This is a genomic window from Marivita hallyeonensis, from assembly GCF_900129875.1.
GTDB classification, from domain to species: Bacteria; Pseudomonadota; Alphaproteobacteria; order Rhodobacterales; family Rhodobacteraceae; genus Marivita; species Marivita hallyeonensis.
Genome location: NZ_FQXC01000002.1, coordinates 733,412 through 748,641, shown reverse-complemented (window position 1 = coordinate 748,641; position 15,230 = coordinate 733,412). Strand labels below are relative to the sequence as shown.

Annotated in this window: 15 protein-coding genes; 9 read left to right on the top strand and 6 right to left on the bottom strand. The window is 61.8% G+C overall.

Annotation, left to right across the window (positions count from 1 at the left end):
* Positions 1-109: 109 nt before the first annotated feature.
* The 6 genes from mtnK to BUA42_RS09330 all read left to right on the top strand — a co-directional run bounded on the left by mtnK (position 110) and on the right by BUA42_RS09330 (position 5,892).
* On the top strand, positions 110-1,369 hold the full coding sequence (mtnK, locus tag BUA42_RS09355) for an S-methyl-5-thioribose kinase (protein WP_072777405.1): 1,260 nt from the start codon (positions 110-112) through the stop codon (positions 1,367-1,369).
* A complete protein-coding gene (mtnA, locus tag BUA42_RS09350; protein ID WP_072777404.1) occupies positions 1,366-2,469 on the top strand; it encodes an S-methyl-5-thioribose-1-phosphate isomerase in 1,104 nt (367 codons plus the stop codon). Before mtnK ends, mtnA begins: the two co-directional genes overlap by 4 nt.
* 3 nt (positions 2,470-2,472) lie before the next feature.
* On the top strand, positions 2,473-3,471 hold the full coding sequence (locus BUA42_RS09345; protein ID WP_072777403.1) for a sugar-binding transcriptional regulator: 999 nt from the start codon (positions 2,473-2,475) through the stop codon (positions 3,469-3,471).
* Positions 3,468-4,148, top strand: coding sequence for a class II aldolase/adducin family protein (locus BUA42_RS09340; protein WP_072777402.1), 681 nt, complete (start codon positions 3,468-3,470; stop codon positions 4,146-4,148). Before BUA42_RS09345 ends, BUA42_RS09340 begins: the two co-directional genes overlap by 4 nt.
* A 10-nt stretch (positions 4,149-4,158) precedes the next feature.
* Positions 4,159-5,238: an aldo/keto reductase gene (locus BUA42_RS09335; RefSeq protein WP_072777401.1), complete on the top strand. Its 1,080-nt coding sequence runs from the start codon at positions 4,159-4,161 to the stop codon at positions 5,236-5,238.
* Positions 5,239-5,337: 99 nt separating this feature from the next.
* Positions 5,338-5,892, top strand: a complete 555-nt coding sequence (locus tag BUA42_RS09330; RefSeq protein WP_143152656.1) for a tetratricopeptide repeat protein — start codon at positions 5,338-5,340, stop codon at positions 5,890-5,892.
* 41 nt (positions 5,893-5,933) lie between these two features.
* Here the strand turns inward: BUA42_RS09330 and BUA42_RS09325 are convergent, their stop codons facing one another.
* From BUA42_RS09325 to BUA42_RS09300, 6 genes are all read right to left on the bottom strand, one after another.
* Positions 5,934-6,533: a dihydroxyacetone kinase subunit L gene (locus tag BUA42_RS09325; RefSeq protein WP_072777400.1), complete on the bottom strand. Its 600-nt coding sequence runs from the start codon at positions 6,531-6,533 to the stop codon at positions 5,934-5,936.
* Positions 6,530-7,531, bottom strand: coding sequence for a dihydroxyacetone kinase subunit DhaK (locus tag BUA42_RS09320; protein WP_072777399.1), 1,002 nt, complete (start codon positions 7,529-7,531; stop codon positions 6,530-6,532). Before BUA42_RS09320 ends, BUA42_RS09325 begins: the two co-directional genes overlap by 4 nt.
* 30 nt (positions 7,532-7,561) lie before the next feature.
* Positions 7,562-8,575, bottom strand: coding sequence for an ABC transporter permease (locus tag BUA42_RS09315; protein ID WP_072777398.1), 1,014 nt, complete (start codon positions 8,573-8,575; stop codon positions 7,562-7,564).
* A 7-nt stretch (positions 8,576-8,582) separates the two neighbouring features.
* Positions 8,583-9,584, bottom strand: coding sequence for an ABC transporter permease (locus BUA42_RS09310; protein ID WP_072777397.1), 1,002 nt, complete (start codon positions 9,582-9,584; stop codon positions 8,583-8,585).
* On the bottom strand, positions 9,581-11,077 hold the full coding sequence (locus BUA42_RS09305) for a sugar ABC transporter ATP-binding protein (RefSeq protein ID WP_072777396.1): 1,497 nt from the start codon (positions 11,075-11,077) through the stop codon (positions 9,581-9,583). The genes BUA42_RS09310 and BUA42_RS09305 overlap by 4 nt, the downstream gene beginning before the upstream one ends.
* A gap of 75 nt (positions 11,078-11,152) precedes the next feature.
* Positions 11,153-12,142, bottom strand: a complete 990-nt coding sequence (locus tag BUA42_RS09300) for an autoinducer 2 ABC transporter substrate-binding protein (RefSeq protein ID WP_072777515.1) — start codon at positions 12,140-12,142, stop codon at positions 11,153-11,155.
* Between the two features lie 228 nt (positions 12,143-12,370).
* On the opposite strand from BUA42_RS09300, the gene BUA42_RS09295 reads away from it, so the two are divergent.
* Genes BUA42_RS09295 through BUA42_RS09285 form a run of 3 tightly spaced genes read left to right on the top strand, consistent with a single transcriptional unit; the run spans position 12,371 to position 15,226 of the window.
* On the top strand, positions 12,371-13,345 hold the full coding sequence (locus tag BUA42_RS09295) for a sugar-binding transcriptional regulator (protein ID WP_072777395.1): 975 nt from the start codon (positions 12,371-12,373) through the stop codon (positions 13,343-13,345).
* A 35-nt stretch (positions 13,346-13,380) separates the two neighbouring features.
* Positions 13,381-14,193: a sugar phosphate isomerase/epimerase family protein gene (locus BUA42_RS09290; protein WP_245818984.1), complete on the top strand. Its 813-nt coding sequence runs from the start codon at positions 13,381-13,383 to the stop codon at positions 14,191-14,193.
* 19 nt (positions 14,194-14,212) lie between these two features.
* Positions 14,213-15,226 (top strand): thiamine pyrophosphate-dependent dehydrogenase E1 component subunit alpha, encoded by a 1,014-nt coding sequence (locus tag BUA42_RS09285; protein ID WP_072777393.1) that lies wholly within the window; start codon positions 14,213-14,215, stop codon positions 15,224-15,226.
* Positions 15,227-15,230 lie beyond the last annotated feature (4 nt).

Genomic DNA, 15,230 nt, shown 5'->3' with positions numbered 1-15,230 from the left:
GATCACGGTAGGCGTGTCTGAATACATTTGTCAAATGGTTTGACATAAGTATAATTTGCCAGCTACCCATGCGTAAGAGGGAGATGATTGCAGAAGGGGGAGGCCGCCAATGGACGCACGTTCCGCGTATGAGGCGCTGACTGTTGAGACACTTCCAAACCGGCTGAGCAGCGTCGAGGTTCTGGCCGGAAAGGTCGGGCCGGACCCATCGGTATGGCAGGTGCAGGAGGTTGGTGACGGCAACCTCAATCTGGTTTTCATCGTCAGCGGACCAAACGGCGCGGCCATCGTGAAACAGGCCTTGCCCTATGTGCGGTTGGTCGGGGACAGCTGGCCATTGCCACTGTACCGCGCGTTCTATGAGTACCACGCGCTTACACGTCAGGCGGCGCGGGATCCGGGGTCCGTGCCGGAGCTCTACTATTTCGACGAGACGCAGGCGCTCATCGTGATGGAGTACCTCTCCCCGCATGTCATTCTGCGCCGCAAGCTTATCGCGGGGGAACGCGTGGGCGGGCTGGCCGAATTCCTCGGTCGCTACTGCGCCCGAACCGCGTTTCGCGGGTCCGAGTTGTCGATGGCCAGTCCCGACAAGAAAGCGGATGTGGCGCTGTTTGCGGGAAACGTGGAAATCCCGGCAATCACCGAATCGCTTGTGTTCACCGACCCGTATTACGACGCCGAGATGAACAACCACACCGACGGGCTTGACCCGGTGGTGGCCAAGCTGCGCGCGGATGTCGGTTTGAAGGTCAAGGCGCAGCAGGCGTTGCAGCGGTTCGTGTCGAACACCGAAACCATGGTGCATGGGGATTTGCATTCCGGGTCGATCATGTCGACGGGCAGCGACAGCCGGGTGATCGATCCCGAGTTCGCACAATACGGGCCTATGGGTTTTGACATCGGCATGCTCTGCGCGAACTTCCTCATGGCGTATTTTAGTCAACCGGCGCATCGCGGCGATGATCTGGCGGCCTATCAGGAGTGGATCCTCGGGGTCATCACGCAGGTGTGCGCCGTGTTTGAGAGCGAGTTTCGGCACCTTTGGAAAACCGAACGGACCGGGATCCTCTACCCGGCGGCCCTTTTCGAAGATCAGGGACACGACAGTTCTCCGGCCTGCGATGCGGTGCTTGCGGGCGTCTGGCGGGACGCCTGGGCGGTTTGCGGGATCGAGATGCACCGGCGGTGTCTGTCGCTTGCCCATAACGCGGATTTCGAAGAGATCGCCGATACGACGGTCCGCGCTCCTTTGGAGGCACGCAATCTGATGATGGGCGCTGCACTGATCCATGCGGCAGACACGCTCGCCGGTGCGGAAGACGTCTGTAACATGGCGCGCGAATTCAACGGAAAGGACGTTCTATGAAGATCGATGGCACACACTACCGATCCCTCTGGTGGAACGCCGAAAAGGACGTTCTGGAGATCATCGACCAGCGTTGGTTGCCGCACGATTTTCGTGTCGTGCCAGTGGCGACGATGCAGGACTTCGCCGATGCGATCTACCAGATGCGGGTGCGTGGTGCACCGCTGATCGGCGCCACGGCGGCCTATGGCATGGCGCTGGCGATGGCCGAAAACTCGTCAGACGCCAACATGGATGCGGCCTGGACCTTTCTTGAAAAGACCCGGCCCACCGCCATCAATCTGCGCTGGGCGCTGGATCGGTGTCGCGCGGCGCTGCGACCCTTGCCCGAGAGCGATCGCGCGGCAGCGGCCCTGCAGCTCGCGCACGAGATTGCCGACGAGGATGTCGAGATCAACCGCCGGATCGGTGAACATGGGTTGGCCCTGATCCGCGATATCGCCGCCAAGAAGCCCGCCGGCGAACCGGTGCGCTTGCTCACCCACTGCAACGCGGGTTGGCTGGCGACAGTGGACTGGGGCACCGCGACCAGCCCGATGTACCAGGCGCATGATGCGGGCATCGCCTTGCACGTCTGGGTCGATGAAACGCGCCCGCGCAATCAAGGCGCGCTGACCTCGTGGGAGCTTGGCAAACACGGCGTTCCGCACACCTATATCACCGACAATGCGGGCGGGCATCTGATGCAGCATGGGATGGTCGACATGGTCATCACCGGCACCGACCGCACGACCCGGCGGGGCGACGTGTGCAACAAGATCGGCACGTACCTCAAAGCGCTGGCGGCGCATGACAATGGCGTGCCGTTCTACGTCGCCCTTCCATCGCCGACCATCGATTGGACGGTGAGCGGCGGGGTAGCAGAGATCCCCATCGAGGAGCGCGATGCGCAAGAGATAACGCATATTCAGGGCGTGACGGAGGCCGGTGAGATCGGCACCGTTCGCGTCACGCCCGAAGGCACGCCCGGTGGCAATCCGGCTTTTGACGTGACCCCCAACCGTCTGGTGACCGGGCTGATCACCGAACGAGGTGTTTGTGCAGCGTCGGAAGAGGGGCTTGCCGCGCTGTTCCCGGATTTCGCTCAGGCGGCCGAGTAGGGCATGGCGGCCCCGGCACCTTCATTGGCCAAACCACGCGGTGTCGTCGACGCGACCCGTTTGCCCGTTCGTGACGACACGCCCTTCATCGAGGCAGCCTGGCTCTATTACCACGACGGGCTGAACCAGAACGACATCGCCGCCCGTATGCGGATCAGTCGGGCGTCGGTGGTGAATTACCTGAACGAGGCCCGCGCACGCGGCTGGGTGCGGGTGCATCTGGACAGCGATGTGTTCCGGGGACACCGGCTGGCGGCAGAGCTCTGCACCACCTACGGGCTGACCGAGGCATTGGTCGTGCCCGACAACCCCGAGGATCCCGACGGCGCCGGTCGCGTCACGCGCGCGGCGGCGGATTGGTTGCCACGGTTGCTGGAACCGGGGGATCGGCTGGGCGTGTCCTGGGGAGCGACGGTCTACCAGATGGCGCAACAGGTGCCGCAGCATCTCGTGCCCGATCTAACGGTGATCCAACTGCTCGGCTCGCGCCCGGCCGCGCTTGGGTTCGCGGCAGAGGCCTGCACGGCGATGCTGGCGCAAAAACTGGGTGGGCAATGCATCAACCTGCACGTGCCGCTGATCCTGTCGAACAAAGAACTGCGCGACGCGCTGTGCGAGGAACCGGTCGTCAAGGCACAGCTTGAAGCTTTGGCGACCTGCAACAAGACCGTATTGGCCTGTGGGACCTGTGATGCTGACGCGCACGTCGTTCGTAGCGGTATTCTCAGCCCGGACGACATTGCGGCGTATCGCGAGAAAGGCGCGGAAGGTGTGATCTGCGCGCGGCTGATCGATGGCGCCGGGCAACCTGTCGTGGCCGAGGTGGAAGAGCGGATGATCGGCGTGTCGCTCGACCAGATGAAAGGCAAGGATATGGCGCTTCTCGTGGCGGCGGGTCCCGGGCGCGCCCGGTCAGCCCGAGCCGCACTGCTTGGCGGGTTTGTGACGCATCTCGCGACCAGCACCAGTGTCGCCGAAGATTTGATGGACTTGGCGGCATGACGCCCGCCGCCCCTTTGCCGGACAATACCGAAACGCGTCAGACCCTGATTGACGCGTGCCTGTGGATGAACGATCGGCATCTCAATCAGGGCACTTCCGGCAATATTTCGGCCCGGATCGACAGGGGCATCCTGATCACCCCGTCAGGCGTGCCGTATGAAGAATTGACGCCCGCGTCACTGGTGACGATCCCACTCGACGAACCGCCATCGGAGACTGGACCCAAGCCGTCGACCGAGTGGCCGTTTCACCAGGGCATGCACCGCGCGCGCCCCGACATGCCCGTGGTTCTGCACGCACACCCGCCCTATTGCAGCGTCCTGGCAGTGCAACGGCGCAAGATCCCGGCGTGCCATTACATGATCGCGGCGTTTGGCGGGAATGATGTGCCCCTTGCGGACTATGCGCTCTTTGGCAGTCCCGAACTTTGTGCAAACATGGCCGAGATCATGCAGGATCGGCACGGCTGTCTGATGGCCAATCACGGGGCCACGGTGCTGGGCGAGACTGTCGAGAAGGCGCGGTGGCGTCTTGAGGAATTGGAGACGCTGGCACGCACCTATCTTTTCAGCAGCATCGGCGGCGCGCCGCACATCCTGAGTGATGACGAGATTGCAGAGGTGATGGACGCGTTTCAGTCTTACGGGCCGCGTCACACCGGCGAGACCACGGACTAGGGGGGAGATCATGGAATATCGCACTTTGGGTCGCACCGGGCTGAAGATCTCGGTCATCACCATGGGCACGTTCACCTTTGGCGGACGCGGGGCGTTCGGGCGCACCGCCAGTCAGGGAGTGGACGAGGCGCGGCGGCTGGTGGACACCTGCATCGACCATGGCGTGAACATGTTCGACACCGCCAACATGTACTCCACCGGCTTGTCGGAAGAGATCCTCGGCGAAGTGCTGGAAGGCCGGTATGACGACATCATGGTGACGTCGAAGGCGCGCATGCCGATCGGGGAGGGGCCAAATGACGAGGGCGTGTCGCGCTGGCATCTGATCCGCGAATGTGAGCGATCGCTCAAGCGGCTGCGCACTGACCACATTGACCTCTATTACATGCACGAATGGGATGGTCTGACTCCGGTCGAGGAGAAACTGGCGGCGCTCGATACGCTGATCCAGCAGGGCAAGGTGCGCTATGTTGGGTGTTCCAACTACTCGGCGTGGCAGATCATGAAGTCCCTCGCCGCCGCGCCCAGCCATGCGAGCCGTTTCGTTTCGCAGCAGATCCATTACACCATCGAGGCACGCGAGGCGGAATACGAATTGCTGCCACTTTCCGTTGATCAAGGGCTGGGCGTGCAGGTCTGGTCCCCGCTGGCCGCGGGATTACTCTCCGGCAAACACCGGCGCGACTCCGGTCCGGCCGAAGGGTCGCGGCAAGCGGCGGGATGGGACGAACCGCCGATCCGCGACATGGATCGGTTGTGGGATATCGTGGATGTTTTGGTCGAAATCGGTGAAGCGCATGACGTCGAAGCGGCGCAGGTCGCCTTGGCATGGTTGTTGACGCGACCGGCGGTGGCCTCCCTGGTGGTCGGCGGTCGCGTTCCGGACCAGTTCGAGCGCAATTTCCGAGCGGTCGATCTGAAACTCTCGGACGAGGAACTGACCCGCCTGAACGATGTCAGCCGCCTGCCGTTGATCTATCCTTACTGGCACCAGCACAATTTCGCCCGACCGCGGTTTTCCGAAGCGGATCAGGCACTGCATGCGGATTACCCGGATCGGCATTACGGTGGTGAGGACCCATTGGTATAGAGAACTGAAGCGCGGCACGATTGGGACACTCGTCTGCGACCTTGGTCATGGTGACCCGTGAAAGGCGCGCTGGTAGAGTAGCCGTGCGGAGGCACCGATATGACCAACCTTTTTGTAGCTATGTCAGTCACTATGATCGCCAGCGTAGCCTTTGCGGATCCTCCCGCCACGGTTGAAGACGACCTCGGGATCCTGAACCCGCAAGACACTGGGCGCGAGATGCTCACGCGCAAGATCGAGATGGGTGTGATTGACTCCATCACCTGTTCGCTTGGGATCAACGTCACGAAGAATGACAACTTCGAACTGGCCCGAGAGTTGACACAACGTTGCGCAGAAGCGGGGTACACAAAGGCGATGACCTGGATGAGCCAGCTTGAGAACAACGGCTTGGGCGGCGAATACAATCCTGATGCGTCAGCAGAATGGGACCGCCGGGCGGCTGAGGCGGGCGATCCCGTCGGCAAGTTCAACTACGGTCTGGACCTCATGCGTGGTCATGGCGTTGCGCAGGACGAAACGCTTGGGCGCGAATATGTCGATCAGGCTGCCAAAGACGGGCTGGAGATCGCAAAGCGGCTGCAGGGCGCGGATTACGATCTTGATGCGGTGACACCGGACGCCGACAACTGGAAGTACGGACCGCTGTTCTGAAGACTGGCTTTGTCGGCTGTTCTTCTCGTGATGGAACGCATCTACCTGTCCACCGCTGCCTTGACCACGCGCTGCATCGCCAACATCCCCGGATCGTCCATTCCGACGCTTTTCTCACCGAAGATTCGCGCGCGGCCGACGGTGGCGGGTTTGTCGCGGAAGTCATCGAGTGCCTTGTCCACGGCGTCGGCTGCGGCGGTGGACATGTCGTCGGCTCCTTCTGTGGCTTTCGCAACGTAGTCGAGACTGTCCAGCACGGTTTTGCCGCCAAGTTCGGCCTTACCGCGCTCTTTCATCTTGTCCCGCGCGCCTGCAATGAGATCTGGTACGGCGGCGTGATCAATTGCCTCTTGGCCCCGCAAGGTTTTGGCGGCGCTCATCAGCCCAGTCGCCATTAGCGTCCCGTAGGAGGACCCGGACGATTTGGTGAACGCCTGCGCACATTGGAACAGCGCCATGCCGACATCGTCGGGAAGATCGTCCTTCATCGCCAGGATAGCGCGCATACCACGGGTCATGGTGACACCGAGATCGCCATCTCCAAGCGCGCCGTCGGCGGCGTTGAGCATGTCGAAGTCGCGCTCCATGGCCGCCGCGATGCGGTCGATGGCGGCTAGAAGCGTGTCGCGGGTGATGGTCATCCGACCCTCCAGAAAGCGCAATCGCACGGCGCGTTCAGCAGCTTCTCCAACTCGTCATCCAGCTTGCACAGCGTAAAGGACACGCCCGCCATTTCCATGGAGGTGGCATAGCGGCCCACAAGTGGCATAACGATGGTCGCGCCCGCGTCTTCGAGCCGGGTTTTGACGATGCGGTAGAGGATGTAGAGCTCTTCCGGTGGGGTCGCACCCAGCGAGTTGACCATGACAGACACGCGGTCACCGCTTGCCAAAGGCATGTCGGCCAGCAGGCGATCCATCATCTCTCCCGCGATCTCATCCGCCGTCTGCAGCGTTCCGCGCCAGACGCCGGGTTCGCCATGGATGCCCATGCCCATTTCCATCTCGTCTTCGGCGATCTCGAAGGTCGGTTTGCCTGCTTGCGGCACCGTGCAGGGCGAGAGCGCCGCGCCGATGGAGCGGCAGGCGTCAGCGGCTTTCTGGGCGACGGTGGTCACGCCCTCAAGGTCGCGGCCTTCTTCGGCGGCAGCGCCTGCCATCTTGAACGCGTAGACCATACCCGCAACGCCCCGGCGCTTCTCGGCTTCCTCCGGCGGGGCGGAGGCGACATCGTCGGCCAGAAGCACCGTGGTGCAGGTGATATCCTCGAACTCGACCAGTTCTCCGGCCATGTCGAAGTTCATCACGTCGCCGCCGTAATTGCCGTAAAGCCGCAACACGCCTGCACCGCTGTCGGCGGCGCGAATGGCGTCTGCCATCTGTTCGGCAGAAGGGGAGGCGAACACGTCACCGATAGCGCAGGCATCAAGAAGCCCTTCGCCCACGTAGCCGGTGAACACGGGTAGATGGCCTGATCCGCCGCCGGTCACGATCCCGACCTTACCGTCTTTGCCGGTCTTGGCCCGCGCCACGACCTTGCCGCTGTCGCCGTGCAGACGGTAGTATTCAGGATGCGCGGCAGTCAGCCCCGCGAGCATCTCATCCACGTAGTCTTCGGGTTTGTTGAGTATCTTCTTCATCTTGTCCTCCCCTCGATCAGGATGCGGTCTTCATTTCGGTGTTTTCGCAAAACTGCCGCGCAGGGCGGTGACGGCGTGGGTGTTGATCACCATGACAAGGATGAGCAATGCTCCCCAGATCAGCTCTCGCGCGAAGTTGGACACCTGCAGCATGTTTAGGCCGCTCGACAGGAACTGCATCGACAGCACCGCGAGCACCACGCCGATCACCCGCCCGTAGCCGCCATAGGGATTCACGCCACCCAGAACGGCAATCAACACGGCGAGCAGCAGATAGGATGATCCGTAATCGGCCTTGGCAGAGTTCGCGCGGCTCATGATGATCAGCCCGGCAACGGACGAGAACAGCCCTGCGATGACGTAAACCTTGATCAGCATCCGGTTGATGTCGATGGCCGCGTAAAGCGCAGCAAGCGGGTTCGCCCCGAACATGGTGACCCGCAGGCCAAAAGCGGTCCGCGTCAGGATCAGGTGCAGCACAATGGCCAGAAGCGCGAAGAGGATGAGCGGCACCGGGATGCCGAGAACCTGCGCATTGCCGATCACCGCCACCGTATCCGGGAACCCCATCACGGCGCTGCCGCCGGTCATGGCGATGGCGAAACCTGTAAAGACCAGGCCCGAACCGAGTGTGGCCAGGATTGGTGGCAAGCCGAAGAACGCGACAAGGCAGCCGTTCACCAACCCGGCCAATGCCCCGATGCAAAGCGCCGCGGCAATGGCGAAGCTCAGCCAGATCACCGATTGCGACGCTGGCATCGCGGGGTCGGCGAATTGGGTCAGGATGATCGCGGCCACCACGGCGGACAGGTTCGCCACACCAACGACCGAAAGGTCGATCCCGCCGGTTAACATGGTGATGGTCATGGCCAGCGCGAGGATGGCGAATTCCGGGAACTGAAACGCCATGGAGGTCAGGTTCTGCGCCGACAGGAACCGGTCAGGCGACAGCACTGACATCAGGCCGAAGACAAAGACGGCGATGATGAGCAAGCGGAATTCCGGTGCTGAGGTGATGGTTTTTGTGGAGGCGTGGTCTGTCATGTGTGTCTTACCCCGCGCGCGCCGCGGCCCGCTTGGCCCGGTAGGCCGGAACGCCCGTGCCCAAGAGGATCAGGATGCCGATAGTCACCGATTGCCATGTGGTGGGAATCCCAACGACGATCAGGCTGTTTTGGACGATCACAATAAGTGCCACGCCCAGAAGTGTGCCGGTCAGCGTACCGTACCCTCCGATCAGGCGTGCGCCACCCAGAACGACGGCGGCGATCACCGACAGTTCCAACCCGACAAGCGAAAACGGGTCCGCCATGCGCCCGACCGAACCATGGATGATGCCTGCGAGACCAGCCAAGGCGCCGACATAGACGTAGACAAAGAACTGGGTCCATTTGACATTGATCCCGATCCGCCGCGCGCTTTCGACCGAGCCCCCGATGGCATAGATCGACCGGCCCAGCATGGTTTTCTTGAGAATGAACCACGTCAGCACGATCACGAACACAAGCGCCAGAGCGGCCCAGGGGATCGAATAGAAGTTGCCCGCTTCGGTCGTACCCCGCGCCAGCACCCCGCGCGAGAAATCGCGCATGTCGGGCGGCAAGTCCGAGATGCGCTGCGATCCGATGAAGGTGAGCAGGAACCCCCGGAAGATCGACAACGTCCCAAGCGTGACGATGAGGGTAGGCAGACCCAGAAACGCTATGAAAAACCCGTTGAACGCCCCCAGAAACGCGCCGAACGCCACAGACACCGCAAAGATCAGCGGCCACGGCGCGTCTGGCCAGATCGCGAGAAACAGCACTGTCGAGGAATACATCGCAAAGACGGCAATCGCGGTGAAACTCACGTCTATCCCGCCCGACACCAGCACCAGCATCGCGCCCACGGCCAGAATGCCGATCACGATCGACGCGCGCAGCAGGTCGGATACCGTCGTGATGGTGAAGAAACGCGGGTCAGAGAGCGTTGCAATGATGCAGAAAAGCGCAATGACACCGGCCACCAGTGTCTCGTTGCGGGTCCAGAAATCCTTGGGCAGCCAACCGGTCATGAGGCCAGCCTGTGCGCAAGGTCGTCTTCGGTGACAGAGCGGCCGTCCAGCTCATCTATGATGCGTCCGTCGCGCATGACGAGAATGCGATGACAGGTGGCCAGCAATTCCGGCAAGTCATCCGAGATCACGATGATCCCGATACCCTGCGATGCAAGATCGCGGATGATATCGTGAATGTCGGCCTTGGACCCCACGTCAACGCCGACGCTGGGGCCGTTCAGCACGAGCACGCGGGGCGCACGCGACAGCCACCGGGCCAATGCCACGCGTTGCTGATTGCCGCCGGACAGGGACTGGACGGGAGCCTCAACATCCGGCGCCTTCACCTTGAGTCGCTTCAACCAATCGGATGCCTCGTCCACAAGACCAGCCATATTCAGGAAACCGCCGCTTGTATGCGCGTCGAGCCGTCCAATCGCCACGTTTCGCAGGATGGACTGGCTGAGGAACAGGCCCTCGGTCAGACGATCTTCGGGTACGTAGCCGATCCGCGCCATAGAGGCCGCTTGCGGGTCACCGGTCGGCACGGGCTTGCCTTCGACGGTGATGCTGCCCGCATCTGGCGCGACCAAGCCGAACAGCGCCTTGGCAACGGATGTGCGCCCGCTCCCCAGAAGACCGGTGATGCCAAGGACCTCGCCGGTTTTCAGATCGAAACTTATGTCCGCGAACGACCCTTCCTTCGTGAGACTTTCGACATGCATCAGCGTTTCGGCGCCAGCCATGACCTCGCTTGGTGGAACCTCCGGCACATCACGGCCAGTCATGTGGTAGGTCAGCGATTGCGTATCGAAATCGGTCGCCGGACCCTCGGCCACCTTCTTGCCGTTGCGCAGAACGACCACTTTTTCAGAAACTTCAAGCACTTCAGCGAGCTTGTGGCTGACAAAGATCACCGCCACGCCTTCGTCCTTGAGCATGCGGATAATGCCCTGCAGGCGGCGCACTTCTTTTTCGGTCAACGCGGTGGTGGGTTCGTCCATGATGATGAGCTGCGCCTGCGAGGCCAGCGCGCGGCAGATCGCGACCAACTGTTTCTGCGCGACGGGAAGCGTCTCGACCCGGGCGTCGAGATCAATCTCGACGCCGATCCGGTCCAGCGCCTTGCGCGCGATCTCGCGCGTGGCGCGCGATTTGAAGAACCGTTCATGGGTCGACAACTGCGTCGCAAAGGCGATGTTCTCGGCCACGCTCAGGTTCGGGAAGAGTGAAAAATCCTGAAAGATCACCATGACCCCGGCGGCAGCAGAGATGCGCGGGTTCAAATAGGGGCGCTCTTTCCCCGCGATGCGCACGGTGCCCTCGGTGGCGGGCTCCACACCCGAGATGATCTTGATGAGGGTCGATTTCCCGGATCCGTTTTCGCCCGCAAGGCAGACGGCCTCGCCGGGCTGGACGGTGAAATCGACAGAGTCCAGCGCGGTCACCCCCGCGTACCGTTTGGTGATCGCGCGCAGGTCGATAAACGCGGTGTCATGGTCTGAGGACATGAACAACCAACTTGAATTCAGTGATTTTCGACAAAATGGGGCGGCGTGAAAGCCGCCCCTCTGTGCTGCAACGGATCAGAACGGATAATCGGCCATGTTGTCCGCGTTCACGTTCACCCAGGCTTGGCCATAGATGACCTTGCCATCGAGTGAGATGCTTTCGTAGCCCGGCAGGCCAAGGTCCATACCGTCGGTGACTTCTTCACCGTTCATCACCATGACGGCGAGCTTGTTCATCGCTTCGCCTGCGACCGCTGGATCCCAGAAGCCGATACCGTCGACCGCGCCGGTCTCAAGGTACTGGCCGGCAATCGAGGGCAGGGAGGTGCCGAAGACGCAGGTGGCGTCCTCCATGCCACGCTCTTCGATCGCGCGACCGATGCCGGCGACGTCGGTCGAAGCCGATCCCTGCATGCCCTTGATGTTCGGGAAGGCGCGCAGAACCTCTTGTGCCTTGGTGTAGGCCTGTTCTGCGTCGTCAAAGGTTTCGTTCTTGTCGCCAACCAGCGTCATGTTCGGATAGTTGGCTTCCTGATGGGCAATCGCGCCATCGACCCACTGATTGTGCGTCTGCGACGTCAGCGAGCCGACGAACACGGCGTATTCGCCTTCACCGCCCATACAGGTGGCAAGCTGTTCCATGAGGTTTGCGCCGAAGTCCTCGTTCACGAATGCTTCGAGGTCATAGGCTGTGTTCTGTTGCGCAGCCGCTTCGTGCGTGATGACGGCGATGCCCGCTTCCATGGCGCGACCGAGTACCGGCTCTAGGGCTTCTGGTGACATCGGAACCACGGCCAGAGCATCGACGCCCTGCGCAATCATGTCTTCGATCAGCGCAACCTGCTGCTGCGGATCAGCTTGTGCCGGGCCGACCTGGAACGCGTTCATCCCAGTCTCTTCGGCGAACTTGTTGACGCCTTCTTCCATGCGGTTGAACCACTGGATGCCTGCGATCTTCACGACGGTTGCGATGTTCTTGGAATGCGCTTCGGCCGCGGCTTGCGTGCCAACGAGCGCCGTTGACGCCAGCGCTGCAGCGGTCAGCATTTTGAGCTTGGTCTTCATCAAATCTTCCTCCCTATGCCCGTCTTTGCGGGTCGTTTCCCGGTCTGGCAGAGGTACCGCCACACCGGATGAAATCGTAACGTCGACCGTCGTTTCCGGCCGGTTGAAGCCCAGCCTTGCAGCGGTCTTGTAACACTTGTGCATTGACTGCACGTTTGTGACTATATAATCAGAAAAGCCTCGGTCAAGCCATTTTGTCGCAGGCCGCTGGGAGGAGTTTGTCGCGTCATGCTGATGCAGAAACGTCAGGCTGACAACGATATCGCGCAGGCGGCGTGGCTCTACTACGTGGGCAATCTGAGCCAGCAGGACGTCAGTAAAAGACTGGGTATTTCGCGGTTCAAAGTGCTGCGCATGTTGGCCGATGCGCGTGAACAGGGACTTGTACGGATTGCCGTCGAACACCGTACGGCACGTACGTTGGCCTTGGCAGATCGTCTGGTCAGCCTGTTCGGATTGCAGGAGGTGCAGGTCGCGCCCGTGGGCGATACCGCAGGCGATGACGTTTTGGCCCGCAATGCCGTGGCGATTCTGGCAAGCGGCTATCTTGCGCGCATCGCTGGATCAGATGCGCCGGTGACCGTTGGCGTGGGTTGGGGGCGGACGCTCTCTGCCATGGCCGACAACCTGACGGGCGTCCGCAACAGTGGCCTGACCTTCGTGTCGCTCATGGGGTCGGTGACTTACGCGTCGCACACTGCGCCCGGCGACGTGTGCGTCCGCCTTGCCGCGCAAACCGGCGGGCAGGCCATTCTGCTACCCGCGCCCTTTGTGGCCGACAACGCGGAGGCTTGTGAGAGGATCATGTCACAGCGGCTTGTCCGGGAGGCAATCGGTGTCGCCCGCCGCGCGGATCATGCGTTCATGAGCGTTGGAGAATGCCAGGAAGGTGCAATCCTGTTCGACAGCGACATCTTCAGCGCGGATCAAATCCAGCAACTCCGTGATGCAGACGTGGTCGGGGACTGTTGCGGCGTATTCTATAGGGCCGACGGTACGGTCGCGGATATCGAATTGAACCGGTCCACACCTTGCGTGCAACCATCCGACATGGCCGATATGGATACTGTCCTTCTTGCCGGTGGCTCAGGCAAACTTGCCGCGACATTGGCCGTGCTGCGTGCCGGATACGTGAAAAAACTCCTCGTGGACGAAGGTTTGGCCAATGCATTGCTGGCCGCTGAAGAGAATGGAGGCGCGTGATGGAAGGGTTCGGCGTTCATACCAGCATGTGGACCATGTCGTGGGACAGGGCCGGGTGCGAAACGGCGGTCGCGAAAGCGAAATCCTATGGCATGGATTTCCTGGAAATCGCGCTGCTCGACCCGCCCAGCGTCGATGCCGATCACAGCCGGTCCGTGCTTGAAGCGGCGGAAATGCGGGCCGTGTGCTCGCTTGGTCTGCCGGAAGCAGTCTGGGCCTCGCGCAACCCGGATGGCGCGGTGGAATTTCTGAAAGTTGCGTTGGACAAATGTGCCGCAATCGGAGCCGAGGCACTGTCCGGCGTGGTCTATGGCGGGATCGGCGAACGCTCGGGTCAGCCGCCGTCGCAGGCCGAACTCGACAACGTGGCAGACGCGCTGACACGCGCTGCAAGACACGCAAAATCGCTTGGGCTTTTGTTCGGGATCGAGCCGGTCAACCGGTACGAAACGCATTTGCTCAACACCGGGTGGCAGGCGGTCGACATGATCGAGCGGATCGGCGCGGACAATATGTTTGTCCATCTGGACACCTACCACATGAATATCGAAGAGAAGGGCGTCGCGCAGGGCATCATCGATGCGCGCGACCATCTGCGCTACATCCACCTGTCCGAATCCGACCGGGGCACGCCGGGCGCAGGCACCATTGCCTGGGACGAAATCTTCGGTGCGCTGCGAGCGGTCGGGTTCAAAGGTGGTCTGGCGATGGAAAGTTTCATCAACATGCCGCCAGAGATCGCCGTGGGCCTGTCCGTCTGGCGTCCCGTTGCCTCGGGTGAGGCTGAAGTGATGGAAAACGGACTACCGTTCCTGCGCAACAAGGCCCGGCAATACGGGTTGATCTGACTGGGGTCTTGGAAAACACATGAAAAACTCAACGCTGCCAAAGCTCTATGAAGACATGCGCCGGGTTCGCACGTTCGAAGAACGCGTAGGCGAGCTCTTCGTGCGGGGGCAATCCGCAGGGTCAATGCTGCACTTGTCTATTGGCGAAGAAAGCGCGGCTGTTGGTGTGTGTGCAGCGATGCAGGACGGCGACACGTTCACGACACACCACCGGGGGCATGGAATTTTTCTTGCGCGCGGGGCCGATCCCAACCGGATGATGGCTGAAATCGCAGGCAAGGACTGCGGCTATTGCCACGGCAAGGGCGGGTCCATGCACATCGCCGATATGGGACTTGGCCATCTGGGCGCGAACGCCATCGTTGGTGGTGGAATTCCGGCGGTCGTCGGTGCGGGGCTATCGGCGCGACATCAGAAAAGCGGCGCTGTGTCCGTTGCGTTCTTCGGCGACGGCGCGACCGGGCAGGGCATCCTCTACGAGAGCATGAACATGGCCGCACTGTGGAAGCTGCCGGTGATGTTTGTCTGCATCAACAACCAGTACGGCATGGGCACCCGCATCGATCAGGCGACCGCCAACCCGAACCTGCACGAACGCGCGGAGGCGTTTGGCCTTGCGGCGCGTACGGTCGATGGGCTTGACGTCGAAGACGTGGCCGAAGCGGCAACGGAATTGATGGACGGGGCCCGCGCGGGCACGCCCGCATTCCTGGCCGTGGATTGTTACCGCTTCTATGGCCATGCGCGGAAGGACAAATCCCCTTATCGCGCCGAGGCGGAAGAGGACGAGGGGCGCAAGAAAGACCCGGTCCTGCGCGCCCGCGAAAAGCTGATCGAAGCCGGGTTGATGACTGAGGCTGACCTTGACGCGTTGGACGCGACTGTCGCGAAAGAAATGGATGGCTCGATTGATTTTGCAGTCGCCGGGGAAGAGCCACAGATGGCGTCGATGTTCCGCGATGTCTACGACCCGTCGCAGCCCGAACCCGAACCTGTACGCGTCCGACTGGACCGCGTGCTGGCGCAGGGGTGACCGT